The organism is Streptomyces sp. Root1310 (genome assembly GCF_001426425.1).
Taxonomy (GTDB): domain Bacteria; phylum Actinomycetota; class Actinomycetes; order Streptomycetales; family Streptomycetaceae; genus Streptomyces.
In genome coordinates, this window is the sequence record NZ_LMEQ01000001.1 from 116993 (window position 1) to 141861 (window position 24869).

Sequence of the window (24869 nt, forward strand, 5' to 3'; positions counted from 1 at the left end):
CGTGCTTTCGCGTGCGTCGTGCTTTCGTGCGGGTGAAGCGCTTTCTCCCTGCACAGGGGTGGGCCCTGCCGTGCCGGTGCGGTCAGCCCGCGTACGGGTCCGCGACCTTGCCCGGACGGGCCAGGAACTCGAAGTCGCAGCCGGTGTCGGCCTGGGTGATCTGCTCGTTGTAGAGCGCGCCGTAGCCGCGCTCGTACCGGACGGGCGGCGGCGTCCACTCCGCCCTGCGCCGCTCCAGCTCCTCGTCGTCCACGTCGAGCCGGAGGGAACGGGCCTCCACGTCGAGGGTGATCGAGTCCCCCGTGCGGACCAGGGCGAGCGGTCCGCCGACGTACGACTCGGGCGCCACGTGCAGGACGCACGCGCCGTAACTCGTCCCGCTCATCCGGGCGTCGGAGATCCGCACCATGTCCCGCACCCCCTGCTTGAGCAGATGGTCGGGGATGGGCAGCATGCCGTACTCGGGCATGCCCGGGCCGCCCTTGGGACCGGAACCCCGCAGCACCAGGACGGTGTCGGCGGTGATTCCCAGCTCCGGGTCGTTGATGGTGCGCTGCATGGTCCGGTAGTCGTCGAAGACGACCGCGGGGCCGGTGTGCCGGAGCAGGTGCGGCTCGGCGGAGATGTGCTTGATGACGGCGCCGTCCGGGCAGAGGTTGCCGCGCAGGACGGCGACCCCGCCCTCGCTCGCGACCGGGTCGTGCCGGGGCCGGATGACGTCCTCGTCGTGCACCTGCGCGCCGGCGAGCTGCTCACGCATCGTGTCGTGGGAGACCGTCGGGCGTTCCAGGTGGAGCAGGTCCGGGATCCGGGAGAGGAAGCCGGGGAGCCCGCCCGCGAAGTGGAAGTCCTCCATGAGGTACTTCTGGCCGCCGGGCCGCACGTTGGCGAGCACGGGAACCGTCCGGGCGATCCGGTCGAAGTCGTCGAGGGTGAGCTTGACGCCCGCGCGGCCCGCCATGGCGATGAGGTGGATCACGGCGTTCGTCGAACCGCCGAGGCCGAGGACGGTCGTCACCGCGTCCTCGAACGCGTCCGCGGTGAGGATCTCGCTCAGCCTGCGGTCCCGGTGGACCAGTTCGACGATGCGCAGGCCCGCGGCGGCCGCCATCCGGTCGTGCCCGGAGTCCACGGCCGGGATGCTCGACGCGCCCGGAACCGTCACGCCCAGCGCCTCCGCGGCGGCCGTCAGCGTGGACGCCGTACCCATCGTCATGCAGTGGCCCGGCGAGCGCGCGAGGCCGCTCTCCAGCTCGGCCAGCTCGCAGTCGCCGATGAGGCCGGCCCGCCTGTCGTCCCAGTACTTCCACATGTCGGTGCCCGAGCCGAGGACCTCGTTGCGCCAGTGTCCCGGCAGCATGGGCCCGGCCGGGACGAAGACCGTCGGCAGGTCGACGCTGGCCGCGCCCATGAGCAGCGCGGGTGTCGTCTTGTCGCAGCCGCCCATCAGCACGGCCCCGTCGACGGGATAGGAGCGCAGCAGTTCCTCGGTCTCCATCGCGAGCAGGTTGCGGTAGAGCATCGGGGTCGGCTTCTGGAAGGTCTCGCTGAGCGTGGAGACGGGGAACTCCAGCGGGAACCCGCCCGCCTGCCACACGCCCCGCTTCACGGCCTGCGCGCGGTCGCGCAGGTGGACGTGGCAGGGGTTGATGTCCGACCAGGTGTTGAGGATCGCGACGACCGGCTTGCCGAGGTGTTCCTCGGGGAGGTAGCCGAGCTGGCGGGTGCGGGCCCGGTGGCTGAAGGAGCGCAGGCCCTCGGCGCCGTACCACTGGTGGCTCCGGAGGTCCTCCGGGCGTTTGCGCGCTTGATCGTCGAAGCGCTTCATATGGACCATCCGGCCACTATGGCGGCGACCTCGGCACGCTCGTCCTCGGGCAGCGGCCGGCTCGGCGGGCGCACCTCACGGCGGCACAGGCCGAGGGAGGAAAGGGCTTCCTTGACGACGGTGACGTTGTTGGCGGAACCGTTGGCGGCGCGGAGCTCCTCGAAGCGCCTGATCTGTTCCCACACCTTCATCGCGGCCGGATAGTCCCCTGATCGAAGCGCTTCGATCATGTTCAGCGAAACGGCAGGGGCGACGTTCACGAGCCCGGAGGTGAAGCCGGTGGCGCCCGCGGAGAAGTAGGACGGGGCGTACGGCTCGGCGAGGCCGGCCACCCAGACGAAGCGCTCCAGGCCCGCGTCCCGCGCGAACGCGGCGAAGCGCGAGGCGTCAGGGACGGCGTACTTGACGCCGATGACGTTCGGACAGGCGTCGGCGAGCTCGGCGAGACGGTCGCCGCGCAGCTGCGCGTTGCGGATGTACGGGACGACACCCAACTCGGGCACCGCCGCCGCGATCTCCCGGTGGTAGTCGACCCAGCCGCTCTGCGACACGTACGGGTGGACGGGCTGATGGACCATCACCATCTGCGCGCCCAGCTCGCGGGCGTGCCGGGCGGAGGCGACGGCGGTCGGTACGTCGTGTCCGACGCCGACCAGGATGGCCGCCCGGCCGCCGGCCACCTCGACGGTCACCTCCGTGACCAGGCGGCGCTCTTCGGGGGTGAGTGCGTAGAACTCACCGGTGTTGCCGTTCGGGGTGAGGGTGGTGATCCCGCCGTCGAGCAGCCGGCGCAGCAGGGCCCGGTGTGCTTCGCCGTCGACGGAGCCGTCCTCGGCGAACGGGGTCACCGGGATGGCCACCACGTCGGCCAGGGCCGCACGCTGGGTCTCGAACGCCACGCTGCTCATTCCTGACCTTTCTCTGCCCGGGGCCCCTCATGGGCCTCCTGGGCGGTCTCGGGGAACGCCCGGTGCACGAACGACGCGATGTGGGCGTGCAGGGCGCGGGCGGCTCCGTCGGAGTCGCCGTCCAGGGCGAGCCGCAGGATCTCGCGGTGCTCGCCCGCCTCCCGTTCCCAGGAGGGAGAGGCGGCCCAGGCGACGGCCGAGACCAGGGCGGCCTGGTCGCGCACCTCGTCGAGCATCCGGCCGAGCAGCGGGTTGCCGCACGGCAGGTACAGGGCACGGTGGAACTCGCGGTTGGCCAGCGACCGTTCGGCGGTGTCGGTCGCCTCGTCGGCCCTGGTCAGGGCCTGGCGCGCGGCGTCGAGCGAAGCGCCTCGCCGTACGGCCCGCCGCAGCGCCTCGGGTTCGAGGAGCAGGCGTACGTCGTAGACCTCGCGCGCCATGTCCGCGTCCACCATGCGCACCGTGACGCCCTTGTACTGGCTCATGACGACCAGTCCGGTGCCGGCCAGGGTCTTGAGCGCCTCGCGCACCGGGGTCTTGGAGACCCCGAACTGCGCGGCGAGCTCGGTCTCGACCAGGGCCTGGCCGGGCGTCAGCCGGCCTGTGAGGATGCGGCGTTTGATCTCCTCCAGCACGTACTGCGTGCGGGACGGGATCGGCGTGGGCACAGAGGTCATGCGCGCCTCTCGGATGTCGCGTGTCTGATCTCGGATCTCGTGTATCGCGTCTCATATATGACGTACGAAGTACGACGCGTTGAAGGTAGGAGCGGCCCCGTGTTTCGTCAATGCTTCCGACAAAGGAAGTTGAGGTTGCCGAGGTGGGGCCGGCGGGGCCGGAGTGCCCCGAGCGGCGTCAGAAGGGGAGGGTCTCGCCCTCGCGGGCGGTCCGGGCGGGGGCTCCGAAGGCGACGGAGGCCCGGGCGGTCGCGGCCTCCCGGGTCAGCGTGGGCCCGACATGGGTGATGTACAGCTCGCGCACCCCGGCCCTGCGGGCGGCCTCGCCGGCCTCCTCCGGCGTGAGATGCACCTGCTGCTCGCGTTCGCCTTCGCGATGGCTGTCGATGTCCGCCTCGCACAGGAACAGATCGGCGCCGGAGGCGAGTTCGGTGAGGGCCTCGCACGGCCCGGTGTCGCCCGAGTACGCGAGGACGCTCCCCTGGCACTCGGCCCGCAGCCCGTAGGCCTCGGTGTCGTGCACCACCGCGCGCGAGCTGAGGCGCAGGTTCCAGTGCCGCACGGTGTGCCCGTCGAACAGGGCCCTGAAGTCGAAGACCCCGCTCAGGAAGCGGACGTCCGGGCGGCCGAAGAAGCCCGCGAGACGCCGGGCGCAGTCGAGCGGCGCGTAGACCGGGATCGGGGCCGGCGGGGTCATCCCGCCGTAGGCGAGGGCGTAGGCGGCGGCGAGGAGATCGGCGCTGTGGTCGGCGTGGAGGTGCGAGATCCAGATCGCCGTGAGCCGGTCGGGATCCGTGTGCCGCTGCAACTCGGCGAACGTCCCGGGTCCCGCGTCCACCCACACCTCCGCCCCCGCTCCGCGCAGCAGATAGCCGGAGCAGGGGCGGCCCGGCCCCGGGTGCGGGGAGGCGGTACCGAGGACGGTGAGGCTCAGGGGCATGGTGGGGAGCGTACGTTTCGGGCCCGCGGGACGCGCTGTGATTCCGTTTGTCCACGGCGACCGCAGGAAACCGTGCCCCGCTCCCCAGGGGCCCGGGCAGCACACACATTGCCGTTGCCGCCCGGTGGATTCCCGACCGGCCCGCTCGCACCTCCACGGCGACCCGGGTGCGCGGCCGGGCTCCCCGTACCGGCGGGACCGGCTCACGCACCGGGAAGTCCGTCGGCCCGTGCTTCACCTGGAGCACGGCGTACGGCCGGCCGGGCGGCAGGGCTCAGCCGCGGGTCCACCCCGGGTCACGGCCGCTCAGTCCGACCGCCCGGTCGAGCAGCGGGGCGTCGTCCGGGACGGGGACCACGGGGCCGAAGACACCGCTCCCGGGCTCGCCCCGGGCCGCGGCGGCGGCGAGGAACCCGTGCGCCGCCGCCAGCGCGGCCGGGTCGGGCGTGTACGCCTGGCCGGTGGCCCGCGCCAGGTCCCAGCCGTGGATCACCAGTTCGTCGGCGACGACGGCGCCCGCGACCTCGCCGGGCAGGTCCACACCGCCCGCACGGGTCATGCCGGTCCAGGCGGCCGGATCGCGCCAGGCGTCGGCGAGCTCGTCGAGGGCCTTGGCGAGTTCCTCGCGCCAGCCGGGGCCGATCTCCGGCGCGGCGGCGTCCGGAGGGGTGTCGGTCATGGGGCCCAGATCCTTGCGGGCCGCGTCCCGGAAGGCGACCGCGAGGCCGGTGAGGTGCCCGAGCATGTTGCGGACGGCGCAACCCGGGCAGGGTGTCCCGTCCGCGAGCTGCTCGTCGCGGACACCGTCCGCGAGGCGCGCCACGATGAGGGTCTGCGGGCCGAGGTCGAAGGGGGGTGCGGCTGTCGTGTCGGTCATACGGGGTGGACCGGTGGCGGCGCGCGAACTCATCGGTGTACCGCCGGGCGATTCCGTTCCGTCCGCGCCGGGCCCCGGCGCGCCGGGGACGTGGTTCACCGGGCCCGGCGCCGGGCCCGGCGCCTTAGGCGCCCCGGGGACATGACCGACGGGGCCGCACGGATTCCCGTGGGGCGGGCGGCGCGTACGGGGCATCTGCCCGATGCCAGGGCGGCCCCCTCAGCTCCACGATGACCAGGCATGACGAAGAACTGGTCCGTGGCGCGTGTCCTGCGGGACCGCGACGCGGCGCTCTATCTGGCCGCGTCGACGGTCTCCGGTTTCGGCACCTCGGCGCTCTGGCTGGCGTCCGGTGTGTGGGTCAAGGACCTCACCGGCTCGAACGGGCTCGCGGCGCTGTGCGCGCTCGCCCTGTGGGTGCCCACCCTGCTCGGGCCGCCGTTGGGCACCCTGGCCGACCTCGGCCGTCGCAAGCCGCTGCTCGTCGCGCTCAACCTGGGCCCGGCGGCGCTGCTGCTCACCCTCCTCGCCGTCGACTCCGCCGGCCGGCTGTGGCTGCTGTGGGCGGTGCTGTTCCTGTACGGCGCCGCCTCGGTGGTCGCCGACGCGGCGGAGTCCGCGCTCGTCGCCGCCGCCGTCGCGCCGGAGCTGCTGGGCGACTTCAACGGGCTGCGCATGACCACCACCGAGGGCATGAAGCTGGTCGCCCCGCTGGCCGGCGCGGGCGTCTACGCGGCCTACGGAGGCCCCGCGGTGGCGCTCCTGGACGCGGCCACCTTCGGGTGCGCGGCGGCGCTGTACGCGTGCGTGCGGGTCCGTGAGGAGCGCCCGCGGCCGTCCACCGCCTCCTGGCGTGCGCAGACCGCCGAGGGCGCCCGCTTCCTGTGGGGCCACCCCGGGCTGCGCCCGCTGGTCCTGGCGGGAGGCGCGGCGCTGCTGCTCTCGGGTCTCGGCGGCCCGCTGGTCTACGCCGTCGTCGAGGGCCTCGGGCGCTCCCCCGCCTTCGCGGGCACGCTCTACGCCGCCCAGGGCGCCGGTTCGGTCGTGGTGGGGCTGCTCTCGGGGCCCGCCCTGCGGCGGCTGGGGGAACGCCGGTTCGCCGCGTACGGGATCGTCCTCACGGCCGTCGCGGTCGCCGCGCAGGCCGCCGCCTCCTCGGAATCCGTGGCCCTGGTGTGCGGCGCGGCGATCGGGACGGGGCTGCCCTGTGTGCTGATCGCCGCGCTAACGGCCGTGCAGCGGGAGACACCGGACGCGCTGCTCGGCCGGGTCACCGCAACGGCCGGCACCCTGATGTACGCGCCGACCGCCGTCGGCCTCGCGGCGGGCGCGGGCCTGGTCGCACTCGTGCCGTACCGGCCACTGCTGGTGCTGCTGGCCCTGGCCCGGCTGGCGGTCCTGCCGCTGCTGCGCGGCCCTCAGCGGGCGGCCAGCGCCTCGCGTACGGACGCCAGGTCCCCGTCCGATGCCAATCCCGCGTGATACAGCCGCAGTTCGGTCGCCCCCCGTGCGCGCGCCCGCGCCAGGTCGGCGGCGAGTGTCCCCGGGCTGCCGCCCATGCCGGAGACGACGCCGAGGTTGGCGGCGACGACCGTGCCCTCGCGGCCCTGCCCGGCGAAGGGGGCCAGCAGGCCGGTCCCGCCCGCGCAGGGCACGACGACGCCGTCCGCGACGGACAGGATGTGGCCGGGGTCGACGCCCGGGTTGGCGCCGACGTGGTACGTCACGGGGTCGGCGTGCAGCAGGACCTGGAAGCCGCCGGGCGCGGCGTCCCGTACCGCCCGCACGGCGGTCTCCTGGAGCGTGCGGGCGGTCTCGTCGCGCCACGCGCGCGTGGCCGCCGCCGTCTCCTCCCCGAGCAGCTTCTCGATCTCCGCCCAGCCTCCCCCGCCGTCCGGCGCCCCCTGCCACAGCGGCTCCAGCGCCTTCCGTACGGCGGCGGCGAGCGCGTCGGCGTCCAGGCCCTGCCCTCCGTAGCCGGCCCGGCAGGCGGGACAGAAGCAGAGCGCCATCAGGTACTGGCCGGCGTCCCCGAGGCCGACCCCACCGGTCTTGTCGTGGGCGTGCAGGTGCTGGAGTCCGTACCAGCCGAGGGATTCCAGTTCGGTGCCGCCCGCGCCGGGGCGTACGGCGGCCTCGGCGGCGAGGTCGACGAGATAGGCGCGCGTGGCGGGCTGGGCGATGCAGGGGGCCCACGGGTAGCGGTCGCCGTAGGCGTTGACGACCGAGGTGCCGGGATGCTCGGCGCCCAGCCGGGAGTTGTGCGCGAGGACCACCCAGGTGTGCACGTCGAGGCCGGCCCCCGCGAGCGCTTCGGCGGCCTCGCCGTAGGCGTCGCCGGGGGCCCAGTCACCGGCCGGATACGGGCGCAGGGTGCGGCCCTTCCAGCGGTCGCCGGCCGGATCCGTCGGGTACAGCACGGCGGCGTGCTCGGCGGTGACGATGCGGTGGCGCGGGTGGCGGGGGGTGAGGGCGCGGGTGGAGTGGTAGGCGGCGGCGAGGGTCACCTGTTCCACGCCGAGCGCGGCGATCCGGGCCGCAGCCCCGGGGTCGCCGTTGATGTCCCAGGGGTAGACGAACGTCGACGCCTTCACTTACCTGTCCTCCTCCAGCAGCGCGTAGCCGCGCTCGATCACCTGGGCGAGCTGCTTGACATGGTCCTCGCTCGGTTCGTGCAGCGGCGGGCGCACTTCGCCCACGTCGAGGCCGCGCAGCCGGACCCCGGCCTTGACCAGGGAGACGGCGTATCCGCGGCCCTGGGCCCGCAGTTCGACGAACGGCCGGTAGAAGCCGTCGAGGAGACGGTGGACGGCGGTGTCGTCGCCGGTGGTGAGGGCCCGGTGGAAGGCGAGGGCGATCTCGGGGGCGAAGCAGAACACGGCCGAGGAGTAGAGGGTGACGCCGAGGGCTCGGTAGGCGAGCTGGGTCTGTTCGGCGGTCGGCAGACCGTTGAAGTAGAGGAAGTCGCCGGGGGCCTCGGTGCGGACGGCGCTGACGGTCCGCTGCATCAGGTCGAGGTCGCCGAGGCCGTCCTTGAGGCCGATGATCCCCTCGGTGCGGGCGAGTGCGACGACGGTCTCGGGGGTGAAGACGGCGTTGTCGCGCTGGTAGACGACGACCGGAAGGGCGGTCGCGGCCGCCACCTCCCGGTAGTGGCGCAGCAGTCCCTCCTGGGCGGCGACGACGAGATAGGGCGGCATGGCGAGCAGGCCGTCCGCCCCGGCCGACTCGGCCAGCCTCGCGTAGCGCACGGCGAGCGCGGTCCCGTAGCCGGCGCCCGCGACGACCGGCACCCGCCCGGCGGTCTCGGTCACGGCCGCCCGTACACAGGCCTCGAACTCCTCAGGGACGAGCGCGTGGAACTCGCCGGTCCCGCAGGCCGCGAAGACGGCGGCGGCACCCGCTTCGACGCCGCGCCGGACGTGCGCGCGGTAGGTGCCGAGGTCGAGGGCGCCGTCGGGGCCGTAGGCGGTGACGGGGAAGAACAGTGGTCCGCTGGGGACGCGGAGGCGGTCGGCGAGCGGGGCTGACGTCACGGGCTCTCCCGGGTCCATAACGGGTCCATATTCTTGAGCAGCGTCCATATTCCTGAACGACCTCACGCTAGGGTGCCCGATCGAGCCGGGTCAAGCGTGGCAACCCCCGAGACACCAGCAGTTTCGTCACTCCTGTAGGACACTTGACGGGCGCCGCCACCGCTCCTTAGCGTGTCCATGCATGTGAACCGTGGCCACACATGCGTCCACTCTTCCCGTGATCCAAGGAGACCCGAGGATGCCCGCTCCGCGCACCGTCCTGCTCACCGGCGCCGCCGGCGGCCTCGGCACCCTGATGCGGGACCTGCTGCCCGCCTACGGCTACGAACTGCGCCTGCTCGACCTGCGCCCGATCGAGGGCGAGCCGCAGGCGATCGTCGCGGATCTGGCCGACAAGGACGCGGTCCGGGAGGCCGTGCGGGGCGTCGACGCGATCGTCCACCTCGCCGGCATCTCGCTGGAAGCTCCCTTCGAGAAGATCCTCGGCGCGAACATCGCGGGCACGTACAACCTGTACGAGGCGGCCCGCGAGGAGGGCGTACAGCGCGTCGTCTTCGCCTCCTCCAACCACGCGGTCGGCTTCACCCCCCGCCCCCGGGACGGCGGGTCGCCCGACGAGGGCGAACTGATCCCGATCGACACCCCGCGCCGCCCGGACACCTTCTACGGCCTGTCCAAGTCCTTCGGCGAGGACCTCGCCCAGCTCTACTGGGACAAGCACGGCCTGGAGAGCGTGTCGGTACGCATCGGCTCCTGCTTCGCCGAGCCCACCAGCGTGCGCATGCTGTCGCTGTGGATGAGCCCCGCCGACGGCGCCCGCCTCTTCCACGCGGCCCTGACCGCCGAGAACGTCGGCCACACCGTCGTCTACGGCTCCTCCGCCAACACCCGGCTGTGGTGGGACCTCGGCACCGCGCGGGCGCTCGGCTACGAGCCGCAGGACGACTCCGAGCCGTACGCCGAGAAGCTGATCGCCGAGCAGGGCGAGCTGGACCCGGAGAACATCGCCCACGCCTACCTGGGCGGCCACTTCGTCAGCGACCCGCCGATCTGGCCGTACTGACCGGGAAACGGACCTCACCGGCGGCGGGCGGGCACCGAACGGGCCCGCCCGCCGCCGTATCCGGGCATGCGCCGTGCCCGATCCCACCCGCCGCCCGGCTGCCCCGCAGGTCCGAGCCGGGCAGGCCGCGCCGCAAACGGGCCCACCCGGGCAGTATCGGGCCCGCAACAGGCCTGGTCAGTGCCGCGCACCCGCTGTAGAACTTCCCCCATGGGCCTCACCGGGCCCGAACGGGCAGGACGGCGGATGAGCGAGGTGAGGACATGACGCCGAGAACGGCGGAGGAGCGCCAGCGCGAGATCGTGCGCGCCGCGCGCGCCACCGGCGCGGTCGACGTCGCCACGCTCGCCGCCGAACTGGGCGTGGCCAGGGAGACCGTACGGCGGGACCTGCGCGCCCTGGAGGACCACGGCCTGGTGCGCCGTACGCACGGCGGCGCCTATCCCGTGGAGAGCGCCGGCTTCGAGACGACACTGGCCTTCCGCGCCACCAGCCACGTGCCCGAGAAACGCCGGATCGCCGCGGCGGCGGCCGGACTGCTCGGGGACGCCGAGACGGTCTTCGTCGACGAGGGCTTCACCCCGCAGCTCATCGCCGAGGCGCTGCCCAGGGACCGGCCGCTGACCGTGGTCACCGCGTCCCTGCCGGTCGCGGGCGCGCTCGCCGAGACCGAGAACACGTCCGTGCTGCTGCTCGGCGGCCGGGTCCGCTCCGGCACGCTGGCCACCGTCGACCACTGGACGACGAAGATGCTGGCCGGCTTCGTCGTCGACCTCGCCTACATCGGCGCCAACGGCATCTCCCGGGAACACGGTCTGACCACCCCGGACCCGGCCGTCGGCGAGGTCAAGACGCAGGCCGTGCGGGCGGCCCGGCGCGTGGTCTTCACCGGTGTGCACTCCAAGTTCGGGGCGGTCAGCTTCTGCCGGTTCGCCGAGGTGGGCGCACTGGAGACGATCGTGACGAGCACGCTGCTGCCGGCGGCCGAGGCCCACCGGTACTCACTGCTGGGGCCTCAGGTCATCCGGGTCTGAACCCCTGAACCACCCACCCCCGAGGGCACCGCCACGCCTCGGGCTGCCCGAAACATCCCCCTATGCCCAGGAGCGATCGATGCGCACCCAGAGCCGACGGAGGCCGCGAGCCACGCTCGCCGCGGTCGCCGCAGGGACGCTGCTCGCCCCGCTGCTCTCCGGCTGCTGGGCCGGAGCCGGCGGGGCGGGTTCCGGCGGCGACTCCCTCAACGTCCTCATGGTCAACAACCCCCAGATGGCCGAGCTGCAGAAGCTCACCGCCGCCCACTTCACCGAGGAGACCGGCATCAAGGTCAGCTTCACGCTGCTGCCGGAGAACGACGTCCGCGACAAGATCAGCCAGGACTTCGCCAACCAGGCGGGCCAGTACGACGTGGCGACCCTGTCCAACTACGAGATACCGATCTACGCCCGCAACGGCTGGCTGCACGCGATGGACTCGTACGTGGCGGCGGACCCCGCCTACGACGAGAAGGACGTCCTGAAGCCGATGCGCGAGTCCCTCACCGGGGACGACGGAAAGCTCTACGGCCAGCCCTTCTACGGCGAGTCGTCCTTCCTCATGTACCGCAAGGACGTGTTCGCCGCGAAGGGTCTGACCATGCCCGCCCACCCCACCTGGCAGCAGGTGGCCGACCTCGCGGCGAAGACGGACGGGGCCGAGCCCGGCATGAAGGGCATCTGCCTGCGCGGACTGCCCGGCTGGGGCGAGGTGATGGCGCCCCTGACGACCGTCGTGAACACCTTCGGCGGCACCTGGTTCGACCAGAACTGGAAGGCGCAACTCGACTCGCCAGCCTTCGGGAAGGCGACGAAGTTCTACGTCGACCTCGTCCGCGACCACGGCGAGTCCGGAGCCGCCCAGTCCGGCTTCGCCGAGTGCCTGAACAACATGACCCAGGGCAAGGTCGCCATGTGGTACGACGCCACCTCCGCGGCCGGTTCCCTGGAGGCGGCGAAGTCCCCGGTCAAGGGCAAGATGGGCTACGCCCCGGCCCCCGTGGAGCGCACCGGCTCCTCCGGCTGGCTCTACACCTGGGCCTGGGGCATCCAGAAGGCCTCCCGCAATGCCGACAAGGCCTGGAAGTTCGTCTCCTGGGCGTCGAGCAAGCAGTACGAGCAGCTGGTCGGCGAGGAGATCGGCTGGTCGAACGTCCCGGCCGGCAAACGGGCGTCGACGTACGAGAACGCGGACTACCGCGAAGAGGCGTCCGCCTTCCAGGACATGACGAAGCAGGCCATCGAGGCGGCGAAGCCCAACGACCCGGGAGTGCAGCCGCGGCCCGCGCCCGGCATCCAGTTCGTCGGCATCCCCGAGTTCACCGACCTCGGCACCAAGGTCTCCCAGGAGATCAGCGCGGCCATCGCCGGACGCCAGTCCGTCGAGTCGGCCCTGAAGAAGTCGCAAGCGCTCGCCGAGCGGATCTCCGAGGAGTACGAGGGACGATGACCGCGACGACGACGGCCCCCGTGGCCGCACCTCCCGCACCCACCCGCCACGGGCCGAACGCCAGGCTGCGCGCCTGGGCGACCCGGGCCCCGCTCCTCCCCGCCCTGGTCTTCATGATCGTGGTCACCCAGCTCCCGTTCGTGGCCACGGTGGTGATCTCCTTCTTCGACTGGAACGCCCTCTACCCCAAGGCCCGCCGCTTCACCGGGTTCGACAACTACCACCAGGTCCTGACCGACGCCGACCTGCGCCACTCGGTGTGGACGACCGTCCTGCTGACGGCGACCGTGGTGCTGGTCAGCCTGGTGCTGGGGCTGGCCCTGGCCTTGCTCCTGGACCGTCGGTTCCGGGGCCGGGGCGTGGTCCGCACACTGCTGATCGCGCCCTTCCTGGTGGTGCCGGTGGCGGCGGCCCTGCTCTGGAAGCACGTCCTCTACAACCCTGAGTACGGCCTGCTCAACGGCCTGTTGCACTACGTGGGCGGCCCCCAGCCGGACTGGATCTCCGACACCCCGCTGCTCGCCGTGGAGGCCTCCCTGGTCTGGCAGTGGACGCCGTTCATGATGCTGATCCTGCTGGCAGGCCTGCAGAGCCGGGACCAGCAGCAGATCGAGGCGGCCCGGGTCGACGGCGCCAGCGACTGGCAGATCTTCCGCCATCTGACCCTGCCGCACCTGCGCCGGTACCTGGAGCTGGGCGCCCTGCTCGGCTCGATCTACATCGTCCAGAACTTCGACGCGGTCTTCACCATCACCTCGGGAGGACTGGGCACGGCGAACCTCCCCTACACCGTCTACCAGAGCTTCTACCAGGCCCATGAGAACGGCCTCGCCTCGGCCGCGGGCGTCCTGGTGGTCATCGGCTCGATCGTCATCGCGACCTTCGCCCTGCGGGTCGTCTCGTCCCTGTTCCGTGAGGAGGTGTCCCGCGCATGAACGTCGTACGCAGAGGCGGCCTCGGGCTGCTGGCCTGGGTGACCGGGATCGTGTTCTTCCTGCCGGTCGCCTGGATGGCCCTGACCTCCTTCCACTCGGAGCAGGACGCGGCCACCAACCCACCGTCCTTCACCGCCGCCCTCACCCTCGACGGCTACCGCGAGTTCTTCGGCACCGGCGGCGGCGCGAGCCCCTGGCCCGCGCTGGTCAACTCGGTGGTGGCGTCGGTCGCGTCGACCCTGTTCGTCCTGCTCCTCGCCCTCCCGGCGGCCTACGCGCTGTCGATCCGGCCGGTGAAGAAGTGGACGGACGTCCTGTTCTTCTTCCTGTCGACCAAGATGCTGCCGGTGGTGGCGGGCCTGCTGCCGATCTACCTGTTCGCGAAGAACGCGGGGATGCTGGACAACATCTGGCTGCTGGTCATCCTCTACACCTCGATGAACCTGCCGATCGCGGTGTGGATGATGCAGTCGTTCCTGGCCGAGGTGCCGGTGGCGATCATCGAGGCCGCGCGGGTGGACGGGGCGCGGCTGCCGACGATCCTCGCGCGCGTGGTCGCCCCGATCGCGCTGCCCGGCATCGCGGCGACGGCCCTGATCTGCTTCATCTTCAGCTGGAACGAACTGCTGTTCGCCCGGGTGCTCACGGGCGTGGTCGCGGAGACCGCCCCCGTCTTCCTGACCGGCTTCATCACCAGCCAGGGCCTGTTCCTGGCGAAGGTGTGCGCCGCTTCGCTCGTCATCTCCCTGCCGGTGCTCGCCGCGGGGTTCGCCGCCCAGGACAAACTGGTCCAGGGCCTGTCCTTGGGAGCCGTGAAATGAAGGCCGCCGTCATCGAGTCCGTGGGCCGCGCCGTCGTCACCGAGGTCCCCGACCCGACGCCAGGGCCGCGCGAGGTGGTCGTGGAGGTCGCCGCCTGCGGACTGTGCGGCACCGATCTGCACATCCTCCAGGGCGAGTTCGCGCCGAAGCTGCCCATCGTGCCGGGGCACGAGTTCGCGGGCGCGGTCGTGGGGGTCGGCACACAGGTCACGGAGGTGTCGGTGGGCGACCGGGTGGCGGTGGACCCCTCCCTGTACTGCCACGAGTGCCGCTACTGCCGTACCGGGCACAACAACCTGTGCGAGCGCTGGGCCGCGATCGGCGTCACCACGGCGGGGGGCGCGGCACAGTACGCGGTGGCGCCGGTGGCCAACTGCGTACGGCTGCCCGAGCACATCCGCACCCAGGACGCGGCGCTGATCGAGCCGCTGTCGTGCGCGGTGCGCGGCTACGACGTGCTCCGCTCGCGGCTGGGCGCGCATGTGCTGATCTACGGCTCCGGGACGATGGGGCTGATGATGCTGGAGCTGGCGAAGCGCACCGGCGCGGCGAGCGTGGACGTGGTGGACCTCAATCCGGCGCGGCTGGAGACCGCCCGCCGACTGGGCGTCTCCGGGGCGGCGGCGAACGCGGACGAACTGGAGCGGCCGCGGGGCTGGGACCTGGTCGTGGACGCGACGGGCAACGCGGCGGCGATCCAGGACGGTCTGGGCCGGGTGGCGAAGGCGGGGACGTTCCTGCAGTTCGGCGTCGCCGACTACGCGACCCGGGTCACGATCGACCCGTACCGGATCTACAACCAGGAGATCACCGTCACCGGCTCGATGGCCGTCCTGCACAGCTTCGAGCGGGCCGCCGAACTCTTCGCGAACGGGGTGCTGGACCCGGAGGTCTTCATCAGCGACCGGCTGCCCCTGGAGGAGTACCCGCGGGCGCTGGAACAGTTCGCGGCGGGCGTCGGCCGCAAGATCGTGGTGGTGCCGTAGGCCCGGAGGGCCGCCATGTCCCCGCCCGGGCCCGTTCGGGTCCGGGTAAGGGAACGGCAAAGTGGTCTCGCTCGTTCACCCGGCATGACAGCTATGACCCCCGGCTCGAACATCCCTCTCTCCACCGCCCGCGTGACGGTGGACGTCGCCGCTCCGGTGCGGCTCGACGTTTCGGGCCTGCTGCTCACCGCCGACGGCAAGGTGCGCTCCGACGACGACTTCATCTTCTACAACCAGCCGAGCGGCCCCGGCGTGACCTACCGCTCCGGGGGCGGCGCCGCCCCCGACGCGATCGTCGTCGACACGGCCGCCGTCCCGCCGGGCATCGAGAAGATCGTCGTCACCGCCAGCCCGGACGCCGCGGGGCAGACGTTCCAGGGCGTCGAACCGACGGCGACGATCCGCAGCGCGGACGACAACGGCGTGCTGGCCACCTTCACGCCCCCGCAGCTCGGTTCGGAGACGGCCCTCGTCGTCGTGGAGATCTATCTCCGCAACGGCGTCTGGAAGGCCCGCGCGGTCGGGCAGGGGTACGCCAACGGCCTGGCCGGCATCGCCACCGACTTCGGGGTGACGGTGGAGGAACCCGCGCCGGCCGCCGCACCTCGGCAGACGGCCCCGCCGCCGCCCGTGCCGCAGTCCCCGATGACGCCGGCGGCCCCGCCGATGCCCCCGGCCCCGCCCGCCGCGCCCCCCGCCGCCACCGGGAAGATCAACCTGGACAAGGGCCGGGTCAGCCTCCAGAAGAACCAGACCGTCTCCCTCGTCAAGGGCGGCCGTCCGCTGCTCTCGCAGGTCAAGATGGGCCTGGGCTGGGAGCCCGCGTTCCGCGGCAAGGACATCGACCTGGACGCCTCGGTCATCGCCTACGGCCCCCAGCGCAACCACATCGACAGCTGCTACTTCGGCAAGCTCTCCATCGTGAACGGCGCGATCAAGCACTCCGGCGACAACCTCACCGGCGAGGGCGGCGGGGACGACGAGGTGATCGTCGTCGACCTCGGCCGTCTGCCCCAGGAGGTGACCGGACTGGTCTTCACGGTGAACTCCTTCTCGGGCCAGAAGTTCACGGAGGTCGCCAAGGCCTACTGCCGTCTGCTGGACGCCTCGACCGGCGAGGAGCTCGTCCGCTTCGACCTGACCGGCGCCGAACCGCAGACGGGCGTGCTGATGGCCAAGCTGATCAAGCAGTTCTCCGGCGAGTGGGAGATGACCGCCGTGGGCGACTTCGTGAAGGCCCGCACCGTGCGGAACATGGTGAAGCCGGGCGCCCAGGCCCTGTAGCCGTGCCCGGGCCCGCCCCGGCCCCGCAGTAGTCGCTCAGCCACGGGCGCCCGCCACCACGGGGGCGCCCGCCGCCGTCAGCGCGCGGGCCGCAGCCCCTCCGTCAGCAGCGACACATAACGGCGGATGGCGCTGCGGTCGCCCTTCGCCAGCTCCGACGCCGTCGCCACCCCGTGCGCGAGGCGCAGTACGTCGATCGGCTCGACGTCCGGCCGCAGGGTGCCCTCCCGCTGCGCCGCCTCCACCAGCCGGGCCGCCGCCGCCTTCATGTTCGTACCGCAGGCGGTGACCGCGGCCGCGCTGCCGTCCGTGACGGCGGAGCCCAGCAGGGACTTCATTCCGCGGACCTGGATCGTGCCGACGCACAGCTCGTTGAGCCATTCCACCAGTGCCTCACCCGGCGGGAGTTCGCCGCCGAGTTCGTCGGCCCGCACGGCCAGCGCCTCGATCCGGTCGACGTAGGCCGCCTCCAGCAGCGCCTGGCGCGTCGGGAAGTGCCGGTACAGCGTGCCGGACCCGACGCCCGCCCGCTTGGCGATGTCGTCGAGGGAGGCGCCCTCCCCATGCTCGGCGAATGCCTCCGCCGCCACCTTGAGCAAGCGCTCGTAGTTACGGCGAGCGTCCGCACGCATGGGCCTGACCTGCGTCATCCAGTTACTCCTTGCAAACCGGGGACTCTCTCCGTATTTTGGCAGACACTAAACGGAGACAGTCCCCGCTTACTGCGCTCGTCTCTGCGGGTCCACGACCAGGGTCTCTTCGTGCTGCCCGCATGTTCCACCACTTCCCGCGGGGACACCAGACAGGGAGCACCCCATGTCCACGCCGTCCCCTTCCGCCTCGGCCGCCGGTCCTTCGACCACCGGTGGGCCGACCACCGGCACCTCGGCCGCCGACGCCTCGGCCGGTTCCGCCTCGGCCGCCTCATTCCCTCCACCCGCGCCACCCGGACCGGCCGCCCGGCCGGGCGCCGTCCTGCTCGTGATCGTCACCGCCTATCTCATGGTCGGAGTCGACTCCACGGTCGTCAATGTCGCCCTCCCCGACATACGGCGTGACCTCGGCTTCTCCCCCACAGGACTGTCCTGGGTACTGAACGCGTACACCCTCGCCTTCGGTGGACTGCTGCTGCTCGGCGGACGCGTCGGCGACCTCCTGGGCCGCCGCCGCACGCTCACCCTCGGCGTCCTGCTGTTCGCCGGCTCCTCGCTGCTCGGCGGCCTGGCAGGCGACGGCGGCTGGCTGCTCGCCGCCCGCGCCCTCCAGGGAGCGGGCGCCGCCCTCACCGCGCCCAGCACCCTCGCCCTGATCACCACCAACTTCCCCGAGGGCCCCCGCCGTCACCACGCTCTCGGCGTCTACTCCTCCATGGCCGGGATCGGCGCCTCCATCGGCCTGGTCCTCGGCGGCATGCTCACCGCCTGGGCCTCCTGGCGCTGGGCCCTGCTGATCAACGTGCCCATCGGGATCGCGGTCGCCCTCGCCCTGCCCCGCTTCGTCACCGAGACCCCGCGCCACGCGGGCCGGTTCGACGCGGCGGGCGCCCTGACCGGCACCGCCGGGACCACCTCGCTGGTGTACGCGTTCATCCGGGTCTCGCAGGAGGGGTGGAGCGACACCCTGGCGCTGCTCGGCTTCACCGGCGCGGCCGCCCTGCTCGTCGGTTTCGCCCTGATCGAGACCCGCGCCGAACAGCCGATCATGCCGCTCGGGCTCTTCGCCGACCGCGACCGGGCGGGCGCCTACCTCGGCGTCCTGATGCTGCCCGCGGGCATGTTCGGCGCCTTCTACTTCCTCACCCTCATCAGTCAGGAGGTGCTGCACTACAGTCCGTTGCGCGCCGGTCTCGCGTTCCTGCCCATGACGGCGGTGATGTTCACGACCGTGCGGTTCGTGCCGCGGCTGCTGGCCCGCCTCGGTGCCAAGCCGCTGATCCTGACCGGCATGACACTGCTCGCCGGTTCCGCCTGCCGGCTGTGGCGGCTCGGTCCCGACGACGGCTACGTGACGGGTCTGCTCGGCCCGCTGCTGCTGTTGGGCGTCGGCGTCGGCCTGGCCCTGATGCCGCTGAACGCCGCCATTCTGGCCAAGGTCGGACCCGAGGAGGCCGGGGCCGCCTCCGGCCTCCTCCAGAGCCTGCAGTGGCTCGGCGGCACGCTCGGCCTGTCGGTGCTGGTCACGGTGTACGGCACGGCCACCCGGCACGCGGTGGGCAGCCCGGCCGAGATCCTCACCCACGGCGCCACCCGGGCGTTCGGGGCGGCCACCCTGATCGCACTGGCGGCCCTGCTGACGGCGGCCCTCGCGATCAGGGGCAGGCGGAGGATCCCGGCCGGAAGCGGCTGACGCGGGCGAGCGCGCCCACCGCGACCATGCCGTGGCGGCCCGGGCACCGGCGTGCACCGAGGTGACCCGGGCCCGGGGTCACCTGGGGTGGTGCAGCCAGCGCTGGAGTGCGGCGTTGACGCTGCCGGACAGCGCGCTGAGCTGGTCGATGGCGTCGCGGTCCTCGGGGTACGGCGGGATTCCGGCCGCGGTCAGCGCGGCGTGCAGGTCGATGCGTCGCCGGTCGCGCGGACCGATGGCGAGCTCGAGGCGCTCGGCGGGATTCGGCGGCATCAGGTGATCCATGCCCTGGTCCGAGTCGACCGGGTCCGGCCAGCGGACGTCGGCCGGGTCCGGCCAGTGGACGTCGGCCGTGTCGGGCCAGCGGGCGTCGGCCGCATCGACGGCATAGGGGTCGACGAAGGCGTGGGGGTCGACGAAGGCGCGGGGGTCGCTGTGTTCGGGGGCGGTGGTCGTCACGTTGCTCTCCTCACCGGCTTCTTACGGTTCTGCCGGACAGGAAGCGTGCGGAGCCCGCGCCGGTTGCGGTCCCGGCCGTACATCACGCTGACGGCGTCATCGGCGGCTCATCCTCTGGTCCGACGAGCGCCACCCGAGGCGGAGCGGGGTGTGCCCCGGGGGCTGCCGCAGGACACCGGTTACCGATCCGGTCCGGGGCCGGCCTCCTGAAGGCCCCCGATGACCTCCGGGTCCTCAGAAGAGCGCGCTGTACGCGTTCAGGGCCGGCTGGCCGCCCAGGTGCGCGTACAGCACGGTGGAGTCGCGGTCGATCTCGCCGCGTGCGACCAGGTCGACGAGTCCGGCCATCGACTTCCCCTCGTAGACGGGGTCGGTGACCATGCCCTCGGTCCGCGCGGCGAGCCGCATCGCCTCCAGGGTCGTCTCGTCCGGCACGCCGTAGACGCCGGCGTGGTACCGCTCGTCCAGCTCGATGTCCTCGATGGTCAACTCACGCTGGAGTCCTATGAGTTGCCCGGTGCGATGCGCGATGCGGGCGATCTGCCCACGGGTCTCGGTGGGCTTGGCCGAGGCGTCGATCCCGATGACGCGCCGGGACCGCGCGCCCGCCTCCTCCAGCGCGGCGAACCCGGCGACCATGCCCGCCTGGGTCGACCCGGTCACCGAGCAGACGATCACGGTGTCGAAGAAGACGCCCGACTCCCGCTCCTGCTCGGCGACCTCGTACGCCCACCCGGCGAAGCCCAGGCCGCCGAGCGGATGGTCGGAGGCCCCGGCGGGGATGGCGTACGGCTTCCCGCCCGACTCCTCGACCTCCCTGAGCGCCAGCTCCCAGCTCTCCTTGAAGCCGATCCCGAACCCGGCCCGGACCAGGCGCACATCGGCCCCGGCCAGCCGGCTGATGAGGATGTTGCCGACCTTGTCGTACACGGAGTCGGGCCACTCCACCCAGCTCTCCTGCACCAGCACGCACTTCAGTCCGGCGCGGGCCGCGACGGCCGCGACCTGACGGGTGTGGTTGGACTGCACCCCGCCGATCGACACGAGCGTGTCGCAGCCCTGCGCGAGGGCGTCGGCGACCAGGTACTCCAGTTTGCGGGTCTTGTTCCCGCCGTACGCGATCCCGGAGTTGCAGTCCTCCCGCTTCGCCCAGAGGGCGGCGCCGCCGAGGTGGGCGGTGAGCCGTTCCATCGGGTGCACCGGGGAGGGCCCGAAGAGGAGGGGGTAACGCGCGTACGAGGAGATGGACATGGGGCCTCCTGAAGCGGTGGGTCGAGCGGGTCGAGCGGGCCGAGGGGGTCGAGCGGGCCAGCGGGCGGGCGGGTCCCCTGGAGCAGAGAGTCGATCGATCACTCGGCCACTCGGCCACTCGGCTACTCGGTTCTTCGGTTCTTCGATTACTGGCTATTCGCCTGATCCGCCGCCCGGCCACTCTGCCGCCCGGCCACTCCGCCGCCCGGTCACTCGGCCGCCGGGTCGTCGGAGTCGGCGAGGTCCGCGAGGGTGCGCCAGATCTCCGCAGTGACGCGGACCGCCTCGTCGACGTCACCGTCGGCGCAGGCCTCGATCAGCCGGCCGTGCAGTCCGGCCGAACGGCAGGTGCCGCCCTCGCCGAAGCGCCGTCGCTCCAGCCGCCGGATGAGGGGGGTGTAGCGGGCGATGGTGGCGGCGGCCGCGCGGTTGCCGGCGGCACGGACGAGTACGTCGTGCAGCGCGTCGTCGGCGCGCAGGGCGGCGTCCACGTCCCCGGCCCGTACCGCGGCGGCGAACCGCTCGTTGGCCGCGCGCATCCCCTCGACGTCCGCGGCGAACAGCCGGGGCACCGCCACCCGGGTGGCCAGCTCGTGCATCGCGCCGACCACGGCCGCCGCGTCCCGTACGTCGGCGGCCACCACCGGGGTCACCCGCGTGTAGCTCTGCGGCTTGCTCTCCAGCAGCCCCTCGTCGACCAGCCGGGCGAACGCCTCCCGCACCGGCGCCCGTGACAGCCCGAGCCGCTCGGCGAGATCGGCGTCGCGCACGACCGCGCCGGGGGCGATGTCCCCGGCCACGATGGCGTCCCGGATCGCCGCGTAGGCGCGGTCCCTGAGCAGAGTGCGTGGCACAGCCTCCATGAACTGAAATGTTAGATATCAGTTTGCCGGGCGCGCAAGGCTCCGACGTGGACGGGAAGATAGACGACCGGTCGTCCACCGGTCGTACACTCGGCTTCATGGGACGGACCAGCGATGCCCGCGAGAAGATCCTCAGCGCCGCACGGTCACTGATCGAGCTGCGCGGCTACTCGGCGCTGGGCGTGGCCGAGATCTGCAAGACGGCCGGGGTGCCGAAGGGCAGCTTCTACTACTTCTTCGAGTCCAAGGAAGCACTCGCCCTGACCGTCGTCGACGAGCAGTGGGCCGGGCAGCGGCGCGCGTGGGAGCGGGTGCTGCACGCCGAGGGGGCACCGCTGTCCCGGCTGCGCCTGCTGTTCGAGGAGACCGAGGCCGGGCAGCGCGCGGGACAGCAGAGCTGCGGCACCGTGGCGGGGTGCCTGTTCGGGAACCTCACGCTGGAGCTGAGCAATCAGACCGAGGCCGTCCGCGACCGCCTCCAGGGGATCTTCGAGGCGCAGGTCGAGATGGTCGAGTCGGTCGTCGCCGAGGCCCTCGGGCGCGGTGAGGTCTCCGTGACCGACACGCGGGCGGCCGCGCGGGCCGTGGTCGCGCAGCTCGAGGGGCAGGTCATGTTCGCCAAGCTCTACAACGACACCGACCGGCTCGGCCCTCTGTGGACGAACTGCCTGGCGCTGCTGGGCGCCCCCGCGCCGCGGCCCGGCGCGGTTGGCGCGGTCGGCGCGGTCGGCGCCTGACGGAACTCCGGGCCACCGGCGCCTCAGGCAGTACCTCGTCCCCCTCCCTTCGCCGACTCCCGGAACGGGGGTTCCAGGGAGCCGTCACGGCGTGCCGTCGGCGTGGTCCGGGCCCGGGTCGTTGGGGTGGGGCTGGAGCGCGGTGACGGTGAGGGTCATCCACGGGCGCAGGGGCAGTGTCCCGAGCACCTTCTCGTGGAGTTCCGCCTCGTCGGCGGCGCGCCAGACACCGATGCTGCGCAGTTCGCCGACCGGCCGCCACAGCCGGGCCAGATGACCGGAGGCGGCCAGTTCGCGGGCTCGGACGGCTTCGGCGGCGCGCCGTTCGTCGATCTCGTCCTGTCCGGTGCCCTCGGGCACGGTCGTGGTGATCTCGACCAGGAACTCTCGCATGGTCCCGCTCCGCTCGCTGAGGATCGATTCGTGGCGGATCGCGGCGGCCGGACGCCGTCGCGCTCGCCCGCCTCCATCGTCCGCCCGCCGCCGCGCGGGCGACCACGTCCGCCTTCCTCCCTGCTGAGAGGAACAGCCTCCTACCGGCCCGCCCCGGACGTAGCATGGCGGGCGTGGAGCTGCGCCAGCTGCGGTATTTCGTCGCGGTCGCCGAGGAACTGAACTTCGGACGGGCCGCCGCGCGGCTCCTGATCGCCGGTCCGTCCCTGTCCCAGCAGATCAAGGCGCTGGAGCGCGATCTCGGTGTACGCCTCTTCGACCGCGACCGCCGGTCGGTCTCGCTCACCGCGGCCGGCGCCGACCTGCTCCCGCACACGCGCGCCCTGCTGGAGCGGGCCGACGACCTCCGCGGCCGGGCCCGCCGGCTGTCCGGCTCGCAGCCGGTACGCCTCGGGTACGTCAACTGGCTCCCGGCGGACCTGACCCGGCGCACCGCCGCGGTGGCCCGGGTCCATGTCGACGCGTGGGTCGCGCCCTCGCACACCCAGGCCGCCCGGGTTGCCGACGGCAGCCTCGACCTCGCCGTGTGCTGGGTACGGAACGAGGACCTGAAGCGGTACGGACTGCGGGCCCGGCTCCTCGGCGCCGACCGGCTGTACGCCGTCGCCAGGAGCACCGACACCGGCGAACCGTCCGCCGCACCCGCCCCATCCGCCGCACCCGCCGTGTCCGTTGGTTCCGTCGGGGACACCGACGTCCTGATCGACGACGACGTCACCTCCTGGGCGTCCTGGAACGAGTACGCCGAAGAGCTGACGCGGACCACCGGTGCCCGCGCGGTGCGCATCTCCGACGGTGCCGTGACCGGCCCCGCCTTCTTCGACCACGTCCGGCGCTGCCGCCGTCCCGTCCTCAACTCGCCCAAGGGGCAGACGACTCCGCTGCCGTCCGACCTGGTCCGCCGCGAGGTCGTCGCGCCGAAGGTGTACTGGACCTGGTCCCTCGTGCGGCGCGAGACCGAGGAGCGTGCCGGGGTCCTGGCCGTCGTCGACGCGCTCTGCGACGGCGTCGACGCCGACGACCTCGGGATCCACGCCCCGGACGCCTGGCTGCCCGCCGACGACCCGCACGCGCTCCCCCGCTGACCTCCGCCGACCCGCACGCCCCCCGCAGACCGGCACTGACTTGCACCGACCTGCGCTGACCTGCGCTGACCTGCGGTGGGAGCCTGTTCCTCCCAGGCCGGAGGAAACAGGTCCCGGGCAGCACCCTCCCGCCCTTTGACGCCCACCGACGACCGGCCTACGTTCTGAATAGTCGACCGGTCGGCTAGTAACCGGTCATCGCGTCCCCCCGGAGAAGATCACCATGAGCGTTCAGCAGCAGAAGGTCGCCGTCGTCACCGGCGCGTCGCAGGGCATCGGCGCCGGGCTGGTCGAGGCCTACCGCAAGCTCGGCTACGCCGTCGTCGCCACCTCACGCACCATCGCCCCCGCCGACGACCTCGACCTCGTCACCGTCCGGGGCGACATCGCCGACCCCGCCACCGCCGAACGCGTCGTCGCGGCTGCCATGGAACGGTTCGGCCGGATCGACACGCTGGTCAACAACGCGGGCGTGTTCGTCGCGAAGCCCTTCACCGACTACACCCAGGACGACTACGCCACCGTGACCGGCGTGAACCTGGCCGGGTTCTTCCACCTCACCCGGCTCGCCGTCGAGCGGATGCTGGCCCAGGGCGGCGGGCACATCGTCAACATCACCACCAGCCTGGTCGACAACGCGGACGCCAACGTGCCCTCCGTGCTGGCCTCGCTGACCAAGGGCGGTCTGCAGTCCGCCACCAAGTCCCTCGCCATCGAGTACGCCACCCGCGGCATCCGGGCCAACGCCGTCTCGCCGGGCACCATCAAGACGCCGATGCACGCCGAGGAGACGCACGCGTTCCTCGCCGCCCTGCACCCCGTCGGCCGGATGGGCGAGCAGAGCGACATCGTCGACGCGGTCGTCTACTTGGAGAACGCCCCGTTCGTCACCGGCGAGATCCTGCACGTCGACGGCGGCATGAGCGCCGGCCACTGACCGGCGGACAGGAGCACAGCCATGAGCAGCGGTACGACGGACGACGAAGCGGTCCTGCGCGGCGTCCTGGACCGGTGGAAGGCCGCGGTCGACGCGCACGAACCCGGGCGGGTCGCCGCCCTCTTCACCGAGGACGCGATCTTCCAGGGGCTGCACCCCTACAGCACGGGGAGGCCGGGAGTCGCGGACTACTACGACTCCCAGCCCCTGGGCATGACGGCCGACTACCGGTTCCTCGAGACCAGGCACCTCGCCGACGACCTCGTCCTCGGCTACCTGAACGTGGAGTTCTCGTTCACCGACCGGCCCACGATCGCCGTGTACCTCGGTGTTCTGCTGAGGCGCGAGGACGACGAGTGGCGCATCGGCCACTACCAGGTCTCACGGCTCGGCTAGCCC

General features: G+C 72.5%; 25 protein-coding genes and 1 pseudogene. 13 read left to right on the forward strand and 13 right to left on the reverse strand.

Going from position 1 to position 24869, the window contains the following annotated elements; genetic code table 11:
* Positions 1 to 82: 82 nt before the first annotated feature.
* The 6 genes and pseudogenes from araD to ASD48_RS00585 all read right to left on the reverse strand — a co-directional run bounded on the left by araD (position 83) and on the right by ASD48_RS00585 (position 5230).
* Positions 83 to 1828 carry an L-arabinonate dehydratase gene (gene araD / locus ASD48_RS00565; RefSeq protein WP_057599330.1) on the reverse strand — a complete coding sequence of 582 codons (1746 nt, stop codon included), beginning with the start codon at positions 1826 to 1828 and terminating at the stop codon, positions 83 to 85.
* The gene (locus ASD48_RS00570; protein WP_057599331.1) at positions 1825 to 2736 is read right to left on the reverse strand and encodes a dihydrodipicolinate synthase family protein; all 912 of its coding nucleotides are present in this window, start codon (positions 2734 to 2736) and stop codon (positions 1825 to 1827) included. The genes araD and ASD48_RS00570 overlap by 4 nt, the downstream gene beginning before the upstream one ends.
* Entirely contained in the window at positions 2733 to 3413 is a 681-nt protein-coding gene (locus tag ASD48_RS00575) for a GntR family transcriptional regulator (RefSeq protein WP_028806956.1), read from the reverse strand. Before ASD48_RS00575 ends, ASD48_RS00570 begins: the two co-directional genes overlap by 4 nt.
* A gap of 178 nt (positions 3414 to 3591) precedes the next feature.
* Positions 3592 to 4353 (reverse strand): MBL fold metallo-hydrolase, encoded by a 762-nt coding sequence (locus ASD48_RS00580; RefSeq protein WP_057599332.1) that lies wholly within the window; start codon positions 4351 to 4353, stop codon positions 3592 to 3594.
* A gap of 193 nt (positions 4354 to 4546) precedes the next feature.
* Positions 4547 to 4600, reverse strand: a pseudogene (locus ASD48_RS46115) (hypothetical protein); the annotation flags it as partial.
* 27 nt (positions 4601 to 4627) lie between these two features.
* Positions 4628 to 5230: a TIGR03086 family metal-binding protein gene (locus tag ASD48_RS00585; RefSeq protein ID WP_057599333.1), complete on the reverse strand. Its 603-nt coding sequence runs from the start codon at positions 5228 to 5230 to the stop codon at positions 4628 to 4630.
* Positions 5231 to 5470: 240 nt separating this feature from the next.
* On the opposite strand from ASD48_RS00585, the gene ASD48_RS00590 reads away from it, so the two are divergent.
* Positions 5471 to 6712: an MFS transporter gene (locus tag ASD48_RS00590; RefSeq protein WP_057599334.1), complete on the forward strand. Its 1242-nt coding sequence runs from the start codon at positions 5471 to 5473 to the stop codon at positions 6710 to 6712.
* Here ASD48_RS00590 and ASD48_RS00595 read toward each other — a convergent pair.
* Positions 6649 to 7824 carry a hypothetical protein gene (locus ASD48_RS00595; protein WP_057599335.1) on the reverse strand — a complete coding sequence of 392 codons (1176 nt, stop codon included), beginning with the start codon at positions 7822 to 7824 and terminating at the stop codon, positions 6649 to 6651. The two genes, ASD48_RS00590 and ASD48_RS00595, sit on opposite strands and share 64 nt — an antisense overlap.
* On the reverse strand, positions 7825 to 8766 hold the full coding sequence (locus ASD48_RS00600; RefSeq protein ID WP_242432474.1) for a 5-dehydro-4-deoxyglucarate dehydratase: 942 nt from the start codon (positions 8764 to 8766) through the stop codon (positions 7825 to 7827).
* A gap of 238 nt (positions 8767 to 9004) precedes the next feature.
* Between ASD48_RS00600 and ASD48_RS00605 the strand changes: the two genes are divergently transcribed.
* The 7 genes from ASD48_RS00605 (at position 9005) to ASD48_RS00635 (ending at position 16339) form a co-directional block, all read left to right on the forward strand.
* Positions 9005 to 9829, forward strand: a complete 825-nt coding sequence (locus tag ASD48_RS00605) for an NAD(P)-dependent oxidoreductase (protein WP_057599337.1) — start codon at positions 9005 to 9007, stop codon at positions 9827 to 9829.
* A gap of 263 nt (positions 9830 to 10092) precedes the next feature.
* A complete protein-coding gene (locus tag ASD48_RS00610; RefSeq protein WP_057599338.1) occupies positions 10093 to 10863 on the forward strand; it encodes a DeoR/GlpR family DNA-binding transcription regulator in 771 nt (256 codons plus the stop codon).
* 79 nt (positions 10864 to 10942) lie between these two features.
* Positions 10943 to 12313: a sugar ABC transporter substrate-binding protein gene (locus tag ASD48_RS00615; protein WP_057599339.1), complete on the forward strand. Its 1371-nt coding sequence runs from the start codon at positions 10943 to 10945 to the stop codon at positions 12311 to 12313.
* Positions 12310 to 13248 (forward strand): sugar ABC transporter permease, encoded by a 939-nt coding sequence (locus tag ASD48_RS00620; protein WP_057599340.1) that lies wholly within the window; start codon positions 12310 to 12312, stop codon positions 13246 to 13248. Before ASD48_RS00615 ends, ASD48_RS00620 begins: the two co-directional genes overlap by 4 nt.
* On the forward strand, positions 13245 to 14069 hold the full coding sequence (locus ASD48_RS00625) for a carbohydrate ABC transporter permease (protein ID WP_020130505.1): 825 nt from the start codon (positions 13245 to 13247) through the stop codon (positions 14067 to 14069). The genes ASD48_RS00620 and ASD48_RS00625 overlap by 4 nt, the downstream gene beginning before the upstream one ends.
* A complete protein-coding gene (locus ASD48_RS00630; RefSeq protein WP_057599341.1) occupies positions 14066 to 15055 on the forward strand; it encodes a zinc-dependent alcohol dehydrogenase family protein in 990 nt (329 codons plus the stop codon). The genes ASD48_RS00625 and ASD48_RS00630 overlap by 4 nt, the downstream gene beginning before the upstream one ends.
* A 93-nt stretch (positions 15056 to 15148) precedes the next feature.
* Complete coding sequence (locus ASD48_RS00635; protein ID WP_057599342.1) at positions 15149 to 16339, forward strand: TerD family protein; 1191 nt, start codon at positions 15149 to 15151, stop codon at positions 16337 to 16339.
* 77 nt (positions 16340 to 16416) lie between these two features.
* On the opposite strand, the gene ASD48_RS00640 is transcribed toward ASD48_RS00635, so the two are convergent.
* Positions 16417 to 16989 (reverse strand): TetR/AcrR family transcriptional regulator, encoded by a 573-nt coding sequence (locus tag ASD48_RS00640; RefSeq protein WP_057599343.1) that lies wholly within the window; start codon positions 16987 to 16989, stop codon positions 16417 to 16419.
* Between the two features lie 166 nt (positions 16990 to 17155).
* Here ASD48_RS00640 and ASD48_RS00645 point away from each other — a divergent pair, with 166 nt between their 5' ends.
* The gene (locus ASD48_RS00645; protein WP_057599344.1) at positions 17156 to 18685 is read left to right on the forward strand and encodes an MFS transporter; all 1530 of its coding nucleotides are present in this window, start codon (positions 17156 to 17158) and stop codon (positions 18683 to 18685) included.
* Between the two features lie 78 nt (positions 18686 to 18763).
* Here the strand turns inward: ASD48_RS00645 and ASD48_RS00650 are convergent, their stop codons facing one another.
* The 3 genes from ASD48_RS00650 to ASD48_RS00660 all read right to left on the reverse strand — a co-directional run bounded on the left by ASD48_RS00650 (position 18764) and on the right by ASD48_RS00660 (position 21258).
* A complete protein-coding gene (locus ASD48_RS00650) occupies positions 18764 to 19144 on the reverse strand; it encodes a hypothetical protein (RefSeq protein WP_057599345.1) in 381 nt (126 codons plus the stop codon).
* A 234-nt stretch (positions 19145 to 19378) separates the two neighbouring features.
* Complete coding sequence (locus tag ASD48_RS00655; RefSeq protein ID WP_057599346.1) at positions 19379 to 20395, reverse strand: 1-aminocyclopropane-1-carboxylate deaminase; 1017 nt, start codon at positions 20393 to 20395, stop codon at positions 19379 to 19381.
* Positions 20396 to 20604: 209 nt separating this feature from the next.
* The gene (locus tag ASD48_RS00660; RefSeq protein WP_057599347.1) at positions 20605 to 21258 is read right to left on the reverse strand and encodes a GntR family transcriptional regulator; all 654 of its coding nucleotides are present in this window, start codon (positions 21256 to 21258) and stop codon (positions 20605 to 20607) included.
* A 98-nt stretch (positions 21259 to 21356) separates the two neighbouring features.
* Between ASD48_RS00660 and ASD48_RS00665 the strand changes: the two genes are divergently transcribed.
* Positions 21357 to 21995 carry a TetR/AcrR family transcriptional regulator gene (locus tag ASD48_RS00665; protein ID WP_057600928.1) on the forward strand — a complete coding sequence of 213 codons (639 nt, stop codon included), beginning with the start codon at positions 21357 to 21359 and terminating at the stop codon, positions 21993 to 21995.
* A gap of 84 nt (positions 21996 to 22079) precedes the next feature.
* Here ASD48_RS00665 and ASD48_RS00670 read toward each other — a convergent pair whose 3' ends face one another.
* Positions 22080 to 22388 carry a muconolactone Delta-isomerase family protein gene (locus ASD48_RS00670; protein WP_057599348.1) on the reverse strand — a complete coding sequence of 103 codons (309 nt, stop codon included), beginning with the start codon at positions 22386 to 22388 and terminating at the stop codon, positions 22080 to 22082.
* A 164-nt stretch (positions 22389 to 22552) separates the two neighbouring features.
* Between ASD48_RS00670 and ASD48_RS00675 the strand changes: the two genes are divergently transcribed.
* From ASD48_RS00675 to ASD48_RS00685, 3 genes are all read left to right on the forward strand, one after another.
* On the forward strand, positions 22553 to 23533 hold the full coding sequence (locus ASD48_RS00675; RefSeq protein WP_057599349.1) for a LysR family transcriptional regulator: 981 nt from the start codon (positions 22553 to 22555) through the stop codon (positions 23531 to 23533).
* Between the two features lie 223 nt (positions 23534 to 23756).
* Entirely contained in the window at positions 23757 to 24470 is a 714-nt protein-coding gene (locus tag ASD48_RS00680; protein WP_057599350.1) for an SDR family oxidoreductase, read from the forward strand.
* Positions 24471 to 24491: 21 nt separating this feature from the next.
* A complete protein-coding gene (locus tag ASD48_RS00685) occupies positions 24492 to 24866 on the forward strand; it encodes an SgcJ/EcaC family oxidoreductase (protein ID WP_057599351.1) in 375 nt (124 codons plus the stop codon).
* The last annotated feature ends 3 nt before the right edge of the window (positions 24867 to 24869 follow it).